Source organism: Blastomonas sp. AAP53, from assembly GCF_000331245.1.
Classification (GTDB): Bacteria; Pseudomonadota; Alphaproteobacteria; order Sphingomonadales; family Sphingomonadaceae; genus Blastomonas.
Genome location: NZ_ANFZ01000002.1, coordinates 10,001 through 27,492, shown reverse-complemented (window position 1 = coordinate 27,492; position 17,492 = coordinate 10,001). Strand labels below are relative to the sequence as shown.

Here is a 17,492-nt window from a genome sequence, read left to right as displayed (position 1 = left end):
TTGGTATCCCGGCATGGTTGGATTATTGTGCTTGAGGGTCGCCCATAGGTCTTTTCAGCAAAGCGGGGGCGAATGATGTTCATCCAGCACGTGTTTCGAGTCGCACTTCCCTGTTCCCTGATGGCAGGAGCAGTCGGTTTTGCCGCGCATCAGGCGCTCGAAGCCGCCGACCATTTCGATCCCCCTGCGCGCACCGGATCGGACACCAACACGGTCGGCTTCGATGTTGCCGCCGATATCGCGGACCTTTACGCCTTCCACGACGCGGACAATGTGTATCTGTCGATCGGCTTTGGCGGGCCATCCGCGACCAACCTGCCCGGTTTCTACGACCCCGATGTTCTGTACACGATCAACGTCTCGAACTCCGGGACCCGAACCGATGTCGAATTTCCGATCGAGATCCGTTTCGGGCGCGATGGCGTCAATCCGGGCATAGAGGTGCGCAACCTGCCCGGGGCCACGTTGCTGCGCGGCCCGGTGGAGCGCAATCTCACGACTGCCAACGGCATCATGGTGCGCGCCGGAGTGTTCGACGATCCGTTCTTCTTCGATCCGCAGGGGCTGCGCGATTCGCGGGCGACCGGCAACCTGTCGTTCAACAACACGCGCAACCGGTTTGCCAATCTCAACTCGACCTTTGTCGTGATCGCGATTCCGCGCCGTCTGCTCGATCAGGGCCAGCCGCTCGACATCTGGTCAACCTCCGCACGGATCAGGAGCTGATGGCCATGGTCAAGACACGCCCTTCGCTCGCGCTGGCCGCCGCCCTCGCCTCGATAGCCGGGCTTGCAGGATGCGGCAGCAACGAGCCCGCCACCAACACCATTGTCGTGCCGCCCGTCGCGGTTGCGCCGGCACCAGCCCCCACACCGCCGCCACCGACCAGCTTCGATGTCGGACCGTGCCTCAACCAGACGGTCGTCCCCGGCCGCACCGTTGCCAATCTGGTGGTGCCCGATCTGTTGCAGCTGGACCTCAACCAGCCAGCGGGCTTCCCCAACGGCCGCAGATTCCTCGATCCGGTGGTCGATGTGACGCTGGCAGTGATCTTCCTCGACCTGACCAAGCATCCGGCGACCATCTTTGCCGCGCTGCCGGTCAACCCCAATGGTATCGATCAGCCGCTGCAGGCGAACTTCCCGTTCCTGGCGCCGCCGCTGGGCAATCCGCCGACCTCGGGCGGAGCAGGCAGCAACTTCACGTTCCGCAGCGACCTGCCATCGGCCTACACACGTGTCGACCGCGCGGGGATGCCTGCGGTCGCCACCGCGCTGGTTTCGGGCAATCCTGGGAAAAACGCCTATAACGACGACAACCCCGCCGTCGATGCGACCGGCAAATGGGTGCCCGAACTGTCGAGCACTCTCACCATCCTCACCAATGCGCTGGCCGACGACCTGACCCGACTGGGACTGAGTGTTTGTGCACGGCCCAACTGAGCCGCAGCGACGCGGCATGACCGCACTCGCGGTTCGATCACGGCTCGCGCCATGGAAGTGGTGGATCATGGCGCTGCTGGTGATGGGCGCGCTGTGGGCGACCGGCCAGTGGAGCCAGCGCAATCAAACGCCCCAAGCGCTGGATTGGGGCGAGACGCCGTATTCGGGCAACGGCCCGCCACGCACCTATGCCGAAGCGATGAAGCGCAGCCAGGTTGCCGTCACCAATGCCCGAAAAGCGGCCGAGGCCGGCGCGGACCAATGGCTGATGCACGAAATCCACGCGAGCGAATGGATGGCGCGCGCGCAGCTTTCAGGCCGTTACGAGGATTATGCAGCAGCAGGCACCGCGCTGGACGCGGCCTTCGCCGTTGCCGTGCGGGGCAGCGGGCCGCACATGATGGCCGCCGCGTTCAATTTCAGCATGCACCGCCTGGTGGCAGCCGAGGCGCAGCTTGCGGCGACCGATGCCTATGCCGTCCCGCCCGATCCGGGCGACCGCGCCGAGATTGCCGCGATGCGCGGCGACATCGCCTTTTATCGCGGCGACTATGCCAAGGCCTGGTCACTGTATGATCAGGCCGATGCCCTGGTGCCGGGGTCGACCAGCTTCCGCCGTGCGATCTTTGCCGCGCGCACCGGCGATACCGACGCCGCAGACGCGTATTTTGCTGAGGCCGAGCGGGCCTATCGCTCGCCCACGCCGCAAACCCGAAGCTATATGGCGCTGCAACGCGGCATCCTCGATCTTGACCGCGGACGGCTGGATGATGCGCTGGCACATTTCCGCGAGGCCGAACGCCTGTTTCCCGGCCGCTGGCTGATCGAGGAACATATCGCCGAGGTTCTGGCGCTGCAGGGCAAGAGCGCCGAGGCCGAAAAGCTGTACCGCAGCATCGTCAAGCGCACCGGGCACCCCGAGTTCATCGACGCGCTCGCCGCCATCGCCGAGGCGCGCGGCGACAAGGCGGAAGCCGTGCAGCTGTACGCCCGATCCTCGGCGATCTGGGAAAAGCGCCTCAAGCTGTTCCCTGAAGCGACCTATGGCCATGCGATCGACCATTGCATGGCGCGCAAGGACTGGCCGTGCGCGCTGCGACTGGCCGAGGCCAACCACACGGCGCGGCCCTATGGCGAGGCCAAGATCAAGCTCGCCGCTGCGCTGCTGGGCAATGGCCGTATCGGCGAGGCCCGCGCGATGATCGAGCAGGTGCTGGCCTCGCGCTGGCGTACACCCAATCTGCACGGCACCGCCGCCGATATCTATCAGGCCAGCGGCCTCACGCAGAAAGCCGAAGCGCAGCGCAAACTGGCGCGTGCGATGAACCCGCTGGCGTGACCAAAACCGTCATAGGCGTTCGATGCGCGTACAGCTTGCTCAGCGCGGCACTTTGTCTTATATGCAACCCGTTATTCGGCCACCCCGCGAGGGGTGGCCATATTTTTTTGCAAAGGAACGCCCATGTCTGCCAACCCCCAGCCGCTGATGCCGCACGCGACCGCATCCTGGATGGTCGACAACACCGGTCTCAGCTTTGAACAGATTGCCGATTTCTGCGGCCTGCACATTCTTGAAGTCCAGGCGATGGCGGATGATCTGGCGAGCAGCAAGTATACCGGCCGCGATCCGGTGCGCGCGGGCGAACTGACCATGTCGGAAATCGAGAAGGGCCAGGCTGACCCCGAGTATCGCCTGAAGATCCAGGTCGGCCCGGCGCAGGTCCGCCGCACCAAGGGACCGCGCTACACGCCGGTTTCCAAGCGCCAGGACAAGCCCGACGGCATCGCCTGGATCCTGCGCAACCACCCGGAAATCTCGGACGCGCAGGTCGGCAAGCTGATCGGCACGACGCGCAACACCATCGCCGCGATCCGCGATCGCAGCCACTGGAACATCTCGAACATCCAGCCCAAGGATCCGGTGACTTTGGGCCTGTGCTCGCAGCGCGAGCTCGACGCGATCGTCGGCAAGGCGGCGAAGAAGGCCGGGATCATCGAGGAAACCCCCACCGACACCCGTCTGGGCGGTGACCGCGAGGCACTGATCGAGGAACTGCGCGCCGAACGCCAGGCTGCGAACCGCGCCGCCGAGGAAGCCGCGCGTGAGGCCGAGATCGAATCGGCATTGCTGGGCACCAGCGAGACGGAAGAACCGGGCGAACAGGCCTGATGGACGAGGCGGCCCCGGGCGAACCGGCCACCCGCGCCGGGCCGCCGGCGTATGATGCCTCGCTGGCCGATCACGGCCTCGAGGCGAAGGAATTTCGCGGGCTGACCTATCCGCTGGGCGACCATGCACCGGGCTATGGCGAATATTTCGCCATTCAGCCCGGCCTGGGCTGGACCCGGCTGCCGGTTCCCGGATCGCTCGACCATATCAACATCTGGCTGCTCGACGACCGCGATGACGAGGGCGAAGGCGTCGCGATTGTCGATACCGGCCTGTACATGCCCGCCTCGACCGATGCCTGGAAGGTACTGTTCGCAGACGGGCTGCAGGGCCGCCGCATCACCCGCGTGCTGGTCACGCATTTCCACCCCGATCATGTCGGCGCGGCAGGCTGGCTGTGCCGCCGCTTTGGCGTGCGGCTGTGGATGAACCGCACCGAGTGGTTGATGGCGCGGATGCTGACCGCCGATGTGCGCGCCGAACCGCCGCAGGAGGCCCTCGATCAGATGCGCCTGGCCGGTTGGGACGAGGCGCGGCTGGAGCAGATGCGCGCCAAGGGCTGGGGCAATTTTGCCCGCATGGTCTCGGAGGTGCCGGTCAGCCATGTTCGGATGGACGATAGCGCACAGGTCGAGATCGGCGAGCGCAGCTGGACGGTGATGACCGGCGGTGGCCACACGCCCGAACACGCGTGCCTGGTTGACCGTGCCGGGCAGATCGTGATTGCAGGCGACCAGATCCTGCCGCGCATCACCTCCAATGTCTCGATGATGACGGGCGAACCCACGGCGGATCCGCTGCGCGAATGGCTCGACAGCATCGCCAAGTTCCGCGCCGCCCTGACCGGCGACGAGCTGATCCTGCCCGCGCACGGATTCCCGTTCACCGGGGTTCATGCCCGGCTCGATGCGCTGGCCAGCGGCCATATCGAGCGGCTCGAGGTGCTCGAGGCCGCACTCAAGCAGCAGCCGATGCGCGCGGTCGATACCTTCGGCATCCTGTTCGCACGGCATGTCGATGACAGCGTCTATGGCATCGCCACCGGCGAGGCGCTGGCGCATCTGCGCTATCTGGAGTGCGCCGGCCGCGCGACCTGCACGGTGCGCGATGGCGTGGGCTGGTATTCAGCCTGACCGGTAGCGGCTTTCCGCCTCGGCCATATAGTCGCGGGTGATCGGCAGCGCATGGCGGCTGGGGGCGTATTGCACCTGGAAGTTGCACATGCCGCCATGTTCGAAGGCAGCCGTCGCGCCGGCCAGGTAGAAGGTCCACATGCGATAGAAGCGCGCATCGTACAGCGCCTCGATCTCGGCCTGTTTTGCGACCGTGCGCTGATACCACAGCCGCAAGGTGTGCGCATAATGCAGCCGCAGAGTCTCGACATCGGTAGCGATCAGCCGTGACGGTTCGCTGGCACGGATGATCTCGCTGAGCGCGGGGATATAGCCGCCCGGGAAGATGTACTTGCTGGTGAAGGCATCGGTCGCCCCCGGCCCGCCCATCCGACCGATGGTATGGAGCAGCATCACGCCATCGTGCGCCAGCAGCTTGCGGCACTGGCGGAAGAAGGTGGGATATTGCGGCACCCCGACATGTTCGAACATGCCGACCGAGACGATCCGGTCGAAGGTACCGGTGAGCGCGCGATAATCGATCAGCTCGAAGCGCACCCGGTCAGCAACGCCCGCCTCTTCCGCGCGGCGGCGGGCGACCTTGAGCTGTTCGTGCGACAACGTGATGCCCAGCACGTCGACATCGGCGACACGATTGAGATACAGCGCCATGCCGCCCCAGCCGCAGCCGATATCGAGCACCTTGAGGCCGGGTTTGAGCGCCAGCTTGGCGGCGATATGCGCTTTCTTGTCGTCCTGCGCCTGTTCCAGGCTGTTGGCGGGCTCGGTGAAGTAGGCGCAGCTGTACTGCTTGTCGGCATCGAGGAAGAGGTCGTAGAGCCGGTCGTCGAGATCGTAATGATGCGCGACGTTGCGCTGCGAGCGGGCCGCAGGATTGATCTGGTCGATCCGCCCGCCAATCGCCTTGACCAGTTTGCGCAACGGCCCATGCACCTGAAGATCGCCACCCTTGTCCCAGGGCGCATTGGCGCGCACCAGCGCGATCAGCTGCATGATATCGCCGCGCTCGATGACCAGGCGGCCATCCATATAGGCCTCGCCCGCCCCCAGCCGCGGGCGCAACGCGATGAAGCGCGCTACGTCAGCATCGGCAAGCCGCACCGCAACATCGGGAAAGCCCGGCGAGGGCGCGCCGAAACTGCGCGTCTGCCCGCGATGATCGGTCAGTTGCAACGTGCCCTGCCGGATGAGCCGGCCCAGAAAACGGTCCATCAATGCCATGACATGCGCCTATGTGGGGTCGATCAGGTCAGATGCCAGCATACCATTCATAGCCGGCTGCATCTTCCCAGTATCCACCACCGCCGCCATAGCTCAACCGGTAATCAGCGACCGCCTCTATCCGCCGCACATATTTGGCGTGCTTGTAGCCCAGCTGGCGTTCGACCCGCAGCCGCAGCGGCGCGCCATTGCCGATGGGCAGAAGTTCATCATTGAGCGCCCACGCGATCATCGTCTGCGGATGACGCGCATCGGCCATGTCGATGCTTTCGTAATAGGGCCCGGCCCGCAGGCTATCGGCGCAGTGGAACACCAGATAGCGCGCGCTATCCCGAACCTTCACCCTGTCGAGCAGCAAACCCAGGTTGACGCCCGTCCATTTGCCGATCGCGCTCCACCCCTCGACACAATCGTGCCGGGTGATCTGCGTCTGGCGCGGCAGGCTGCGGATCTGGCCGAGGGCAAAACGGGTGGGCCGCTCGACCAGCCCATCGATGGCCAGCGTCCAGTCCGAAAAACTGCTCGCGGCCTGGCGCAGATAGTCTGCATCCGCAGGCGCGCGCGTGCCGTTGGCAGGGACCGAACGGCCGATATCGCGCGGACTGTATTCGCGCGCCAGTGCGCCCGAGCCCAGCAGCGCGCGTTGCACCGCCATGTTGCCGTCCTCCGCCAGCCGCAGCGTATCGCGCCAGCCCTGGTTGGCGTTGAGTGCATCGCAGCCGCTGAGCAGCCCGCCCGACGCCACCGCGAGCGAGCCGACCAGGGCGCGGCGGGTGAGGATCGTGGGTGGAGTCCTTGCCGTCATCGCCGGTGTCCGATCGTCATGCCGCGCAGCAGCGTCAGCGGCCTGTGGAGGAGGACGAGAGCCACGTGCAGCACCATGAAGCCCAGCAGCGAGAATGCGAGGATGAAATGCAGCGACCGCGCCGATTGCCGCCCGCCAAAAACCATGCTGGGCCAATGCAGCGCCGCATCGGTGCCCGGCGACATCGCAAGGCCCGTGACGATCATCAGCGGCAGCGCAACAAAGATCACCGCGATATAGCTCAGCTTCTGCAGCGGATTATAGGCCTCGCCCGCTGCGGTATGAAAATCGAACCGGGCATGGTCGACGATCGTCTTCCACAGGGTACGCGGGTGCCATTCGGCGGCACGCATCGCGATCGTGCGCCGGATGTGCCCGTTCAACAGGCTGATCACCATGAACCCGAGCAGCCCGAACGCGAATATCCAGGCGAAGAAGAAATGCCAGTGGCGCGCATCGGCCAGGTTGTAGTCGGTGGGGATCGTGGCCCAGCCGGGAAAGGCGCGGCTGCGCATCACGCCATTGCCGTCGGCAAAGCGGGCCAGCACGCCGGTGGTATCGAGCCGGGCGCCACCGATCTCCAGATAACCCCGCGCGCCCTGCTGGCCGATGACCAGCCAAGCAGGCTCATCACGATTGCCATATTCGCCCCAATACAGCCTGGGATGCGCATTGAAGATCATCAGGCCGCTCATGAACAGCGTGATCAGCGCCACCAGATTGACCCAATGCCACAGCCGCGTGGTCAGACCATGGCGATGATCGGGCTCGCGCATCGGCGATGCGGGCTGCGGTTCGGCGACGGGCGCGGGAGAAGGGGCTGTCCCGGCTGGGTCCAGAGCGGCAATCATATCGGTCATTCGCAATCGGTTCCCGTTCGGTTACAGTCTGCCCGCACCTTTGCCCCTTTCTGTTTTTACGCGATGAAGGATTGTCTGTCATGCCCGCTGATGCCTCGGTGATCACCCTCTCGCCCGATCCGCTGGATGCCTATGCGATTTCGCCGGGCTGGAAGGCGGGCGGGCTGCTGTTCCTGTCGGGCCAGGCCGCCATCGACGCGCAGGGCGCGATCGTCGGTGCAGGTGATTTCGCGGCGCAGCTGGAACAGACCTTCGCCAATATCGACCGCGTGCTGGCAGCAGGCGGCAGCGACCGCAGCCGCATCATCAAGGTGACGATCTACCTCACCGACATGGCCAATTTTCCCGCAATCGTCGAGGCGCGGCGGCGCTATTTCTCGCCGCCCTGGCCTGCCGACACCATCGTCGAGGTCCGCGCGCTGGCCCTGCCCGAGCTGATGGTGGAGATCGATGTGATCGCCCTGGCCGCGCCCGACTGAACCAACCCAGCGCGCGCTGTCAGGCGAAGCGATTGGCCAGTTGCAACAGCTCTGTCTTGCTGTGCACGCCGGTGCGTTCGAACATCTGCGCCAGAAACACCCTTGCCGTATTGCGGCTGATCGCCATCATCTGCGCGGCCTCGTCCAGCTTTTCGACCTTGCGCAGCAGTTCGAGCAGCTCGGCCTGTCGCCGGGTGAGGCCAAACGCGCGCATGAAGACCTTCTCGATCTCGGCCGTGTGCTTGACAAAGGTGACCATGACATCGGCCCGGCGGCCCTGTTCGGTGTCGACTGCAGGCGAAACGCGCACCATGGCATCGGTGAGCGCCCCCTTGAATGTCAGTTCCGTCTCGCGCGATGGCAGCGCGCTTTGCAACACGCTGCCAAGTGCTGCCTGAAGATCGGGTTGAACATCCGCAAGCTGGCCTTCCTCGTCCAGTCGGCCAAGGCCGATGAGCGGCAGGCGATACCGGGTTACCAGATCGGATGAACGCACTTGCAGCGCATCGTCCACGCCAAAGGTGAAGCAGTCGATATTGCTGAGCGGATAGGCCTGGGGGGCGATGCAGGTTTCCGGCAAGACCCCGCGCCGCAGCATGGTGTTGATGGCGTTCAACTTGTCGTAGAACCGCTGGAAGAACGCGGTGATATCGGGAGTGTCGTTCCGGCCCGTCACGCGGTGAACCGCCAGCACCAACCGTGCATCGCCGACGAGCGGCATGACCAGTGCGGATGCATCGCCGGGGGCATCGGACTGGTCGAGCCACTCCCAGAATTCGGTGCATCCCTCTGGTCCATCGGGACGGCGCAGTTCTTCGGTGAAGATCACGCCGTGGTCGGCAAATTTCTGGATAATCGAAATTCGCGGATCGACGCGGTGATAGTAATCCGAATAGGCATCGACCATCGCCTGGTCGAACCCGACCGACCCCAGCGACCGCACCATCCGGTTGTCGCCAAACATCAGATCCATCGATATGCCATCGGCCCCGGCCAATGGCGCTATTTCCTCGAGCGCCTCCGACCAGCTGATGATGCCTTGCGCTGCATCAGCGATATGGCTGTCGAGGCTATCGTACCGATTGGACAGAATGATCATGAAGCGGTCATAGCTCCGCATCCGATGATCGCACGATTACGTAATCCTCGCGCCCGTCGATCGAAACGGTGAGGCGGACACGCCATTCGTCCGAACCACCAAAACGGACATGGCTGAGCACCCTGCCCACCTCTTGCAAGGGGCCAAAGCTGCTGGTGTTGACCGAGCGGTTGGAGCTGCCCGTCTGCGATTCTATCCGGAAGCTGCCGCCGCAGTCGCACTGGGTTGCTGCGATGACGCGGGCATCGATCAATCTGCCATCCTGTCGGACGACAAGCGTGACCGGCTGGTCTGCCGCTTGGGCTGCTGGTGCGGTCATGGCCTCTTCCACCGCGATGGCAGGCACAGCGGCGAACCCCGCAGAGGCGCCGAGCGCTGCTGCCCACAAACGCGGGTCATTCGGGCGGCGGCGCATTGATCACTCCCAATATGGCATTGATGGCGTTGGTCGCATCGGCGGGAATGTCGCTTTCGTCGTCCGGCGTCTGATCCTGGCGCGCGGTCTGGGTAGCGGTCACGACAGAGGCAATGGCCAGATCATCATTGCTCAGTTCCGCGGTGCGCCCCGCGCCCAGCCTGCGCGCCGTGCCCTCGGTCGCATCGCCGGTGACAGGGCCTGAAAACTGCTGCGCAAGCAGCCGTTGTTCGGCGGACAGCTGCGGTGGGGCTTGGCGAACAAATTCGCCCGCGCGCGTTTCCAGCGGGCGGGCGCACACGGCGGGGCCAGAGCCGGGCAGGCCCTCGTCACAGATGTCGGATCCTGCGAGCCGCTGCGTGCCCAGCTGCCCGCGATCCTGCCCCGGGGGCGTCAGCTGGCTGGGCACGGCAGGCCTGCCGGCCCTGCCGGACACCTGTTGCGACCCGGTGCTGGCGGCGGCATCGGCCGGGGACCCGGATATTCCGGGCACTAGGAGCGATCGGTCGGGACGCATCGCCTGGTCCGTCGTCACGACGAGACTGCGATCTTCGGCAGTGCTGCCTGTATCATCCTGCGCGTTTGTTCCCATGTCGGCGTCGTCCGATCTGGCAACACCATCCTGCGCCGAGGCACCTGGCATCAGCTGGGTCAGCCCGACTGCAGTCAGAACGATCAATGCCAGAATGGCGGTGCGGATCAGCTCGCCCAACGTCGGAAGGCGGCGCAAGCGCATCCGGGCTGGCAACAAGCGTGGCATGTCATGTGCCCCCGTTGGTCTGGGTGATCGACATTGCCTGATTGCCGCTCTGCACGATCTGCAGGTCGGACAGGCCGCTGCCATTCTGAACCCAGCGCAGCTGGTTGGCCGATCCGTTCTGCGTTGCTGTCATCGTGTTGCTGTCTCCCAGCTGGAGCAGTTCGGCGCGATTGTCGGATCCCGCCTGATCGAGCTGCATCCGGTTTCCTATTCCCTGTTGAGCGAGCATCGCGGTGTTGAGACTACCCGCCGTTGCAGATTGATCAAGCAGGATCGCGTTGGCCTGGCCCTCCTGGGCAGCCACCGCGATATTGCCGCCACCCACATCGGCGCTCTGGCGCACGACGATGGTGTTGAGCAGGCCGGCCTGGTCGATCTCGAGATAGGCGGTGCCATCGCCCGACTGGATGGCGCTCGCAGCCTGCCTGGTGCCATCCTGCAGGATGCTCGCGGCCTGGCGGGTCGAATCCTGGGTGATGGTGGCGGAGTTCGCCTCTCCGATCTGGCTGATATAGGCGCTGGAGCGCACCGGCTCTGGTTTTGAAAGTTCGATGGGCTGCGACAGCGCGGCCGTGGTGCAGCCACCCCCGGCGCCCTCGGCACAGGGGTTGTTCTGCGCGTGCACCGCCGGTGAGCCGAAAGCAAGCGCTGTCGCTGCGATAGCCGTCCTGGCAAGATGTGTGCGCATAGATCCGCTCCTTGTTCCCCTCAGAGGGGCTTGAACCCTTGGGGCGGCCTTCGCATGCCGGTATTGCACCAGATGCGAATGCCGCCCGTCAGGTCATCGGGTATCAGCTACCCTGTGTGACGACGGCAACATGTCCAGTGCCGCCCTGGGTGATGGTGGAGATATTGAAATCCGTGTTCTGCGTCACAGTGGCCGAGTGACCGGTGCCCGTCTGCGTGATTTCAGACAGGTTGGTCTCGCCCAGCTGCGTGACATTGGCCGTCTGGCCAAGGCCGCCCTGGGTGATTTCGGACACGTTGTTTGCGCCGTTCTGGACCACGTTGGCATTGAGCAGCACCGCACCACCGTTGCCGGTCTGCGTGATCAGGCTTTCGTTGTTGCCATTGCCGCCTTGCGAGACGTTGGCATCGAGGCCGGTGCCCTGCTGGTTGGTCAGCGCACGGTTGGCATCAGAGATCTGGATGATCGACGCGGCGTTATTGGTGCCATTGTCGCCGCCCTGGATGATCTGCGCACCGTAGGTGAAGCCAAGGCCACCCACGTTGTTCGATCCGATCTGCTGAATCGTCGCATTCTGGCTTTCACCGCGCTGCGTGGTGTTGGCGGTGTTGTCATTGCCTTCCTGCGTGATGCTCGCCACCTGGTCTTGTCCGAAGCCGGTATCGAACAGGCCGCCGAGGAACCCTGCGCGATCACGACCCTGGTCGACTTCGGCTTCGTTGCCGTCGCCGGGCTGGGTGATGGTTGCGGTCTGGTTTTCGCCGCGCTGCGCGATGTCTGCCAGGTTGTCGTTACCATCCTGGTTCACGAACGCATTGTGGTTACGACCGACGCCGCCACCCTGATCGACAAGCGCAGTGTTCTCGTCACCGGTCTGCAGAATGTCGGCATTCTCGTTGAACCCGCGCTGCACGATCTCAGCGGTGTTCTGGAAGCCATCCTGGCGGATGTCGGCGGTGTGATCGGAGCTGGCATTGGCGCCCTGATCGATAGAGGCGATGTTGTCGTTGCCGCCCTTCTGCTCGATGAACGCTTCGTGCAGTCCGCCAGCCTGACGAATGGTCGCGAGGTTGACATCGCTGTCCTGGATCACACCGGCAGCCGCCGTGCTGCCGACACCATTGCCTGCGCCACCCTGGATAACGTCCGACGTGTTCCGGTCGCCATTCTGCAACACATTGGCAACATTGGCACCCAGGCCGGTCTGGACCAGCGTAGAGGTATTGTCTTCGCCAGGCTGCGTAACAATCGCCTGGTTCAGGCCGCTGTTCTGGGTGAGGGTCGATGTGTTGCGGTCGCCGGTCTGGAAGACGGTCGCCGCATTGAGGTTACCCGACTGGGTTACCACCGAATCATTGTCGGTCCCCTCCTGCTCGACATCAGCAAGGTCCAGGTCGCCGCTCTGCGTGACCCGCGAATCGTTACCGGTTCCGCCCTGCTCGACATTGGCAGTCGAGAAATCGTTGGTCTGCACCACGCGCGAGAAGCCTGCATCACCGGTCTGTGTGACGTTGGCGGTGTTGCTGTCATCGCTGCTGCCAGTGCCGTTGTCCTGGACGACCTGCGATACGTTGAAATCGCCGCCCTGGTTCACGGTGGCCGCATTGGTGTTGCCGCCCTGGGTGATCGTCGAGGTTGCATTGCTGCCCGTCTGATCGACGATGGCATCGCCATCGATGCCGGTCTGCGTGACGGTCGAGCTGTTGTCCTGCGCCATCGCCGGAGCGGCGGCAAGCAGGGCCAGCGACGATGCGCCAGCGAGAAGAAGCTTTTTCATTGTTTTTTTCCGCTAAAGAGCTCCGGCTGGCACCTCCCGTCACAGGTGCCAGCCGGAAAGATCAAAGATCAGATCGGGCCGCCCACGACGACTGCACCCTGCGTTACCGTTGCGGTGTTGCCGTTGCCGGTCTGGTTGACCGTCGACATGTCGAGCGAGCTCGACTGCGTCACCGTGGCGGTGTTTTCATTGCCCAGCTGGGTGATGAAGCTGTCGGCACCCGTACCGCTCTGGTCGACAGTGGCGGTGTTTTCATGGCCGTCCTGGCTCAGCTCGGAATAGTTTCCGGTGCCCGACTGGGTAACATCGGCGAGGTTGCCCGAGATATCGGGTGCACCCAGCGTGTTGGTCTGGCTGATGTCGCTTTCGTTGCCCGAACCCGACTGATCGACCAGCGCCGTCATCTGACGGGCCGGACCAACCGGCGATGCCGAAGCGGTCTGCAGGATGGTGCTGAGATTGTTCGAACCGGCCTGGTCGACATCGGCCACGGCGTCGTTTGCACGGCCGCTCTGCGTGACGAAGCTGGTCAGGTTGTTACCGATCTGGTCGATCGTCGCCGAGCCGAAATTGGCGCTCTGGTTCACGGTCGACTCATTCTCGTCACCAATCTGGTTCACGCCAACGAGGATCAGGCCGCCGACATCATTGTCGAAGCCGGGCTGGTTGACGATCGAGCTGTTGTCGTTGCCGTCCTGCGAGACATTGGCGAAGTTGCTCGAACCGCGCTGATCGATTGATGAGCTGTTGCCCTCGCCGTTCTGGCTGACGATCAGTTCCTGATCGACGGTCGTGGCAGTGCTGCTGTTGCGGCCCTGCGACGAGGTCGACGTGTTGGAGGTGCCGGTTTGGCTGACGTCGGCGGTCGCGCTGTCGTTGAGCTGGGTCAGATCGATTACGTTCAGTCGGCCATCCTGGCTGGTGGTGGCGCTGTTGGTGTTGCCGGTGTTGAGGCTGGCAACGCCCTGATCGATCGTGGTGCTGTTGCCGTCACCGGCCTGGGTGGCGTCGGCAACATTGGCTTCTGCCAGGCTGGCGCCATCGCCGTTCTGCGTGATGGTGACCGTGTTGGTCGCACCGGCAGCATTGTTGTTGTCCTGATCAACAGTGGCAGTGTTGAAGCTGCCGGTCTGGGTGATATCGGAATTGTTGGCGGCCACACCGAAGGTGGGCGAGCCGGCAGGGTTGGTTTCCTGGTCGACCGTGGCGGAGTTGTTGTTTCCGTCCTGGTCGATATCCGAAATGTTTTCATTGCCAGCCTGGCCGACGGTCGCGGCATTGGCGTTACCGTTCTGGTCGATGGTCGAGGTTTGCGACTGAGCGAAGGCAGGGCCGGCGAGCGCCAGAGCTGCTGCAGACACGCTGATCATGAGAATATTCTTCATGGGAAGGTTTCCTTCAAATGGACTGAGTGCGGCTGAGAGGCTTCAGCAGCCCTCCGGGGTCATGTGCCCCGATGAAAATATCCGGGCGGACCGGTGAAAGGTCCGCCCGGCTGGCTGGAGGCTTAGAGGCCGCCCTGCGTGACGATGGCGCTGTTCCCGGTGCCGTTCTGGATGACGTTCGAGACGTTGCCATCCGACGACTGCAGCACAGTTGCCGAGTTGAGCGAACCCGTCTGCAGAACGTCGGATTCGTTGCCGTTGCCCGACTGCGTCACGTTGGCGGAGTTGCCGAAATCGACAACCGTACCGGTCTGCGTGATGCTGCTTTCATTGCCGTCACCCGACTGCAGCAGCGTTGCGGTGCTGTTGAAGCCGTCCTGCGTCACAAACGACACGTTGGTGAGGCCCGACTGGGTCACATTTGCAGAGTTTTCCGAGCGAGCACCAGCGGCACCGGTCTGCAGGATGGTGGAGGCCGATCCATCCGAACCGACCAACTGGTCGACGAACGCCAGATCGTTGCGTCCGGTCTGCGTCACGGTCGACGTCGCACCGTTACCGGCCTGCTGGATATCGGCCGCATTGTTGAGGCCAGTCTGGGTAGAGTTGGAGATGTTGTCATCGCCCGACTGCAGCACGATCAAGTCCTGGCCTGCCGTGCCTTGGAAGGCATCGACGGTGTTACCATCGCCGGTCTGATCGATATCGGCATCGGCCGACTTGTTTTCCTGAATCAGATCGGTGGTGTTGTCATCTCCGACCTGGTTCACATTGGCAAAAAGGCCGCCGTCGGCATTGCCGATGGCGCCGAAGCCTTGGTCACGCTGCGTGACGTTCGACAGGTTGCCGTCACCGGTCTGGTTGACGATAGCAGAGAAGGTGTTCGAACCGTCGTTGTCGAACGTCTGCGTGATGTTCGATGTGCTCATGCCGTTCTGCGTCACGACGGCGTCCTGATTTACCGATGCTTCACCCGCTGCGCTCTGGGTGATGTTGGATGTCGCACCGTTCTGCTGGTTGACCGAGGCCAACAGATCGCCCGAATCGTCCCCCGATGCCGTCTGCTCGATGTCCGAGGTCGATCCGCTGAGCTGGGTGACATTGGCCGTCAGGCTTGTTGCGTTGTTGCCCAGAGCATTCTGCAGGATGTCCGAGGTCGAAGCGTTCTGTGTCACGGTGGCAAAGATGTTCTTCGCCTGAGTGTTGCCAGCCAGCTGTGTGATCTCAGAATCGGCATCACCGGTCTGCGTCACGATGGTACGAATGCTGCCCGAAAAGCCGGGACCCATTGCATCTTGATCGATGTCAGAGATGTTGTTGTCACCGTTCTGGGTGACGTTGGCAACCAGATTGAATCCGGGAGCAACAGCGTTCTGGTCAACAACCGACGTGTTGTCATCGCCAGTCTGCTTGACGGTCGATTCTGGATCTTCGGGCAAATTGATCGAGTTGTTAATCGAAGCATCGACCTGAGTGATTTTCGAACTGTTGCCCTCACCATTCTGGGTGACAAATGCACCAGCGCCCAGCGAGTCCTGGTCGATGGTGGATTCATTTCCAGAACCGGTCTGGGTCGCGCTGGCCACGTTACCGTCACCGTTCTGATCGATGTCCGACGTATTGCTACCAACCTGGCTGACGGTCGCGCCGTTTGCGTTGCCGATCTGGTCAACGTCGGAAATGCTCTGCGCCATCGCAGGGGCCGCGATCATCAGCGCGAGCGCCGAGACGGAGGTATAGATGGAGGTCTTCATGGTTGATCATCCTCTGTTTAAGGGTCATAACCATGCTGCTCCGGAAGCAGCATTGCCGCCGGGGTCAGCATGATTGTTTACACGCACTCATTGTTGTCTTGCTCACGCATCGGAGTTGCAGCTCCGGTGCGTGAGTTTTGTCAGGTCTTTATTACATCACCGAATGCCGCCTGACCGGCTCCGGTTCTCGTCCGCGATCCTCGGGCAGCGCAGTCCCCCACTGGGGACATTGACCGCCCGTGTGTGCCCATGCCTCACCGCCGCTAGCTGTGGGCCAGGGCAAAGCTCTTTACCCTGTTTGTGAATTCCCTTCGATTTTCTTCCCGTTCTTTGCCTTGTCCTTCACCTTCATGGGGCTCAGGCTGCGTGCCTTTTCCTCGGCACGCTGCACTTGGCCCGGGGTGAACTTGCCATCACGCTCAAGCTGGTACTGTGCCAATTTGGCCATCCCGGCCTCGCGATCGGCAAAGTCCCAAAGCTTCAGCTCAACGCCCTCCATCACCAGCGCATAGACAGCCTTTTCAATGGCTTGCTGCAGTGCGAGCTGGTCGGGTTCGTTGGTGGTGAAACCGGCTTCCGCTTCCAGCAATTCGCGGAAAGCGACAAACTTGAATGCACTCGCACCGAACGATTGCGAGGCAATCGTCTTCGAGGCGGTGACGGTGGTCAGCACTTCGCCGGTCCGCACAGATACGGCGCGAAGGTAGACCGTGACGGTGTCCTGGCGATATTCAGTGCGACCGCCAATGCCCAGGAAAGCAGCGCCAGCGCCACCGGTCAGCGTGTTGGTATCGTAACCGATCACGCCGCCCTCCAGCAGCACGCCGGCAAACAGCAGCGCAGGCAACGCGTCGGGGTTGACCGCGCGTTCGCCCAGATAGCGTTCGCGCATTTCGCGGATGATCTGGCGCTCGTTGAGCAGGTTCTTCAGATTCTCGCGCTCGACGATCGTGAACCACGACCGGTCACCCACGTCCTGCAATGCCTTGACCAGGACCGATGCGCCGCCCTGGCTGACCGCGCGCGACAGCGTCTGTCCGGTGGCGCTGGGCTTGAACTGCCCGGTCTGATCGGTGAAGCTGTACACCGCGACCGCTACCTGGCGCGAGGGTGCCGGGATCGAGTTGAGCAGTTGCTGGGTCTGGGTGGCGTTGGGGATATAGGCATAGCTGGTCGTTTCGGGAACGAAAGCCTTGCCGCTGCCACCGACAGTGGTGCATCCGCCCAGAGCCAGGGCCATGGCTGTTGCTGTCAGCCCAAGGAAGGGGAGCCTGGTCATGATCAGTCGACCTCTAGAAAGGTCGGCACGACAATGACGGTCTCTTCACCGGTATCATCGTTGATGATGGTGATCGTCACCTCGGTCAGCGAGCGGATGAAATTGACAGTCTGACCGCCAAAACTGATCGTGCCGCTTTCCTGGGGGTTGTCCCCGAAAATTGCAGTGACAATCTGCGACGACAGAGCCGACAGAAGGCGCGATTGCAACTGGCGGGCGAAGATG

The 17,492-nt window shown here is 63.2% G+C and carries 18 protein-coding genes (1 of these 18 cut by a window edge); 6 read left to right on the top strand and 12 right to left on the bottom strand.

The annotated features are described in order from the left end of the window. Positions 1 to 120: 120 nt before the first annotated feature. From D618_RS0100145 to D618_RS0100125, 5 genes are all read left to right on the top strand, one after another. On the top strand, positions 121 to 726 hold the full coding sequence (locus D618_RS0100145; RefSeq protein ID WP_193746653.1) for a hypothetical protein: 606 nt from the start codon (positions 121 to 123) through the stop codon (positions 724 to 726). A 5-nt stretch (positions 727 to 731) separates the two neighbouring features. Then, entirely contained in the window at positions 732 to 1,442 is a 711-nt protein-coding gene (locus D618_RS0100140; protein ID WP_152414451.1) for a DUF4331 family protein, read from the top strand. A gap of 16 nt (positions 1,443 to 1,458) precedes the next feature. Continuing rightward, positions 1,459 to 2,781, top strand: a complete 1,323-nt coding sequence (locus tag D618_RS0100135; RefSeq protein ID WP_152414450.1) for a tetratricopeptide repeat protein — start codon at positions 1,459 to 1,461, stop codon at positions 2,779 to 2,781. A 123-nt stretch (positions 2,782 to 2,904) separates the two neighbouring features. Further along, positions 2,905 to 3,612: a DUF1013 domain-containing protein gene (locus D618_RS0100130; protein WP_017669448.1), complete on the top strand. Its 708-nt coding sequence runs from the start codon at positions 2,905 to 2,907 to the stop codon at positions 3,610 to 3,612. After that, complete coding sequence (locus tag D618_RS0100125; protein ID WP_017669447.1) at positions 3,612 to 4,745, top strand: MBL fold metallo-hydrolase; 1,134 nt, start codon at positions 3,612 to 3,614, stop codon at positions 4,743 to 4,745. Before D618_RS0100130 ends, D618_RS0100125 begins: the two co-directional genes overlap by 1 nt. Here the strand turns inward: D618_RS0100125 and D618_RS0100120 are convergent. The 3 genes from D618_RS0100120 to D618_RS0100110 are packed head-to-tail and all read right to left on the bottom strand — an operon-like array spanning position 4,737 to position 7,631. Beyond that, entirely contained in the window at positions 4,737 to 5,966 is a 1,230-nt protein-coding gene (locus tag D618_RS0100120) for a class I SAM-dependent methyltransferase (RefSeq protein ID WP_017669446.1), read from the bottom strand. The two genes, D618_RS0100125 and D618_RS0100120, sit on opposite strands and share 9 nt — an antisense overlap. 28 nt (positions 5,967 to 5,994) lie before the next feature. Next, positions 5,995 to 6,771, bottom strand: a complete 777-nt coding sequence (locus D618_RS0100115) for a molybdopterin-dependent oxidoreductase (protein WP_017669445.1) — start codon at positions 6,769 to 6,771, stop codon at positions 5,995 to 5,997. Beyond that, entirely contained in the window at positions 6,768 to 7,631 is an 864-nt protein-coding gene (locus D618_RS0100110; protein WP_017669444.1) for a cytochrome b/b6 domain-containing protein, read from the bottom strand. Before D618_RS0100110 ends, D618_RS0100115 begins: the two co-directional genes overlap by 4 nt. 80 nt (positions 7,632 to 7,711) lie before the next feature. Here D618_RS0100110 and D618_RS0100105 point away from each other — a divergent pair, with 80 nt between their 5' ends. Then, the gene (locus D618_RS0100105) at positions 7,712 to 8,110 is read left to right on the top strand and encodes a RidA family protein (RefSeq protein WP_017669443.1); all 399 of its coding nucleotides are present in this window, start codon (positions 7,712 to 7,714) and stop codon (positions 8,108 to 8,110) included. A 19-nt stretch (positions 8,111 to 8,129) separates the two neighbouring features. Here D618_RS0100105 and D618_RS0100100 read toward each other — a convergent pair whose 3' ends face one another. The 9 genes from D618_RS0100100 to D618_RS0100060 all read right to left on the bottom strand — a co-directional run. Next, positions 8,130 to 9,209: a LuxR C-terminal-related transcriptional regulator gene (locus D618_RS0100100; RefSeq protein ID WP_193746652.1), complete on the bottom strand. Its 1,080-nt coding sequence runs from the start codon at positions 9,207 to 9,209 to the stop codon at positions 8,130 to 8,132. A gap of 7 nt (positions 9,210 to 9,216) precedes the next feature. Further along, positions 9,217 to 9,624 carry a hypothetical protein gene (locus D618_RS0100095; RefSeq protein ID WP_017669441.1) on the bottom strand — a complete coding sequence of 136 codons (408 nt, stop codon included), beginning with the start codon at positions 9,622 to 9,624 and terminating at the stop codon, positions 9,217 to 9,219. Further along, complete coding sequence (locus tag D618_RS0100090; RefSeq protein ID WP_152414449.1) at positions 9,605 to 10,354, bottom strand: hypothetical protein; 750 nt, start codon at positions 10,352 to 10,354, stop codon at positions 9,605 to 9,607. Before D618_RS0100090 ends, D618_RS0100095 begins: the two co-directional genes overlap by 20 nt. A 31-nt stretch (positions 10,355 to 10,385) precedes the next feature. Next, complete coding sequence (locus D618_RS18835) at positions 10,386 to 11,072, bottom strand: hypothetical protein (RefSeq protein WP_152414448.1); 687 nt, start codon at positions 11,070 to 11,072, stop codon at positions 10,386 to 10,388. Positions 11,073 to 11,175: 103 nt separating this feature from the next. Beyond that, positions 11,176 to 12,849: a hypothetical protein gene (locus D618_RS0100080; RefSeq protein WP_017669438.1), complete on the bottom strand. Its 1,674-nt coding sequence runs from the start codon at positions 12,847 to 12,849 to the stop codon at positions 11,176 to 11,178. A gap of 68 nt (positions 12,850 to 12,917) precedes the next feature. Further along, positions 12,918 to 14,234, bottom strand: a complete 1,317-nt coding sequence (locus tag D618_RS0100075) for a hypothetical protein (protein ID WP_017669437.1) — start codon at positions 14,232 to 14,234, stop codon at positions 12,918 to 12,920. A gap of 122 nt (positions 14,235 to 14,356) precedes the next feature. Next, the gene (locus tag D618_RS0100070; RefSeq protein ID WP_017669436.1) at positions 14,357 to 15,988 is read right to left on the bottom strand and encodes a hypothetical protein; all 1,632 of its coding nucleotides are present in this window, start codon (positions 15,986 to 15,988) and stop codon (positions 14,357 to 14,359) included. Positions 15,989 to 16,277: 289 nt separating this feature from the next. Continuing rightward, positions 16,278 to 17,228 carry a CsgG/HfaB family protein gene (locus D618_RS0100065; RefSeq protein ID WP_017669435.1) on the bottom strand — a complete coding sequence of 317 codons (951 nt, stop codon included), beginning with the start codon at positions 17,226 to 17,228 and terminating at the stop codon, positions 16,278 to 16,280. Between the two features lie 41 nt (positions 17,229 to 17,269). Next, positions 17,270 to 17,492, bottom strand: the 3' end of a protein-coding gene (locus tag D618_RS0100060; protein WP_238550554.1) for a curli assembly protein CsgF. It continues 227 nt past the right edge of the window; 223 of the gene's 450 nt are visible here — the last part of the coding sequence; its start codon lies off the right edge, out of view — the gene reads right to left on this strand; it ends in the stop codon at positions 17,270 to 17,272.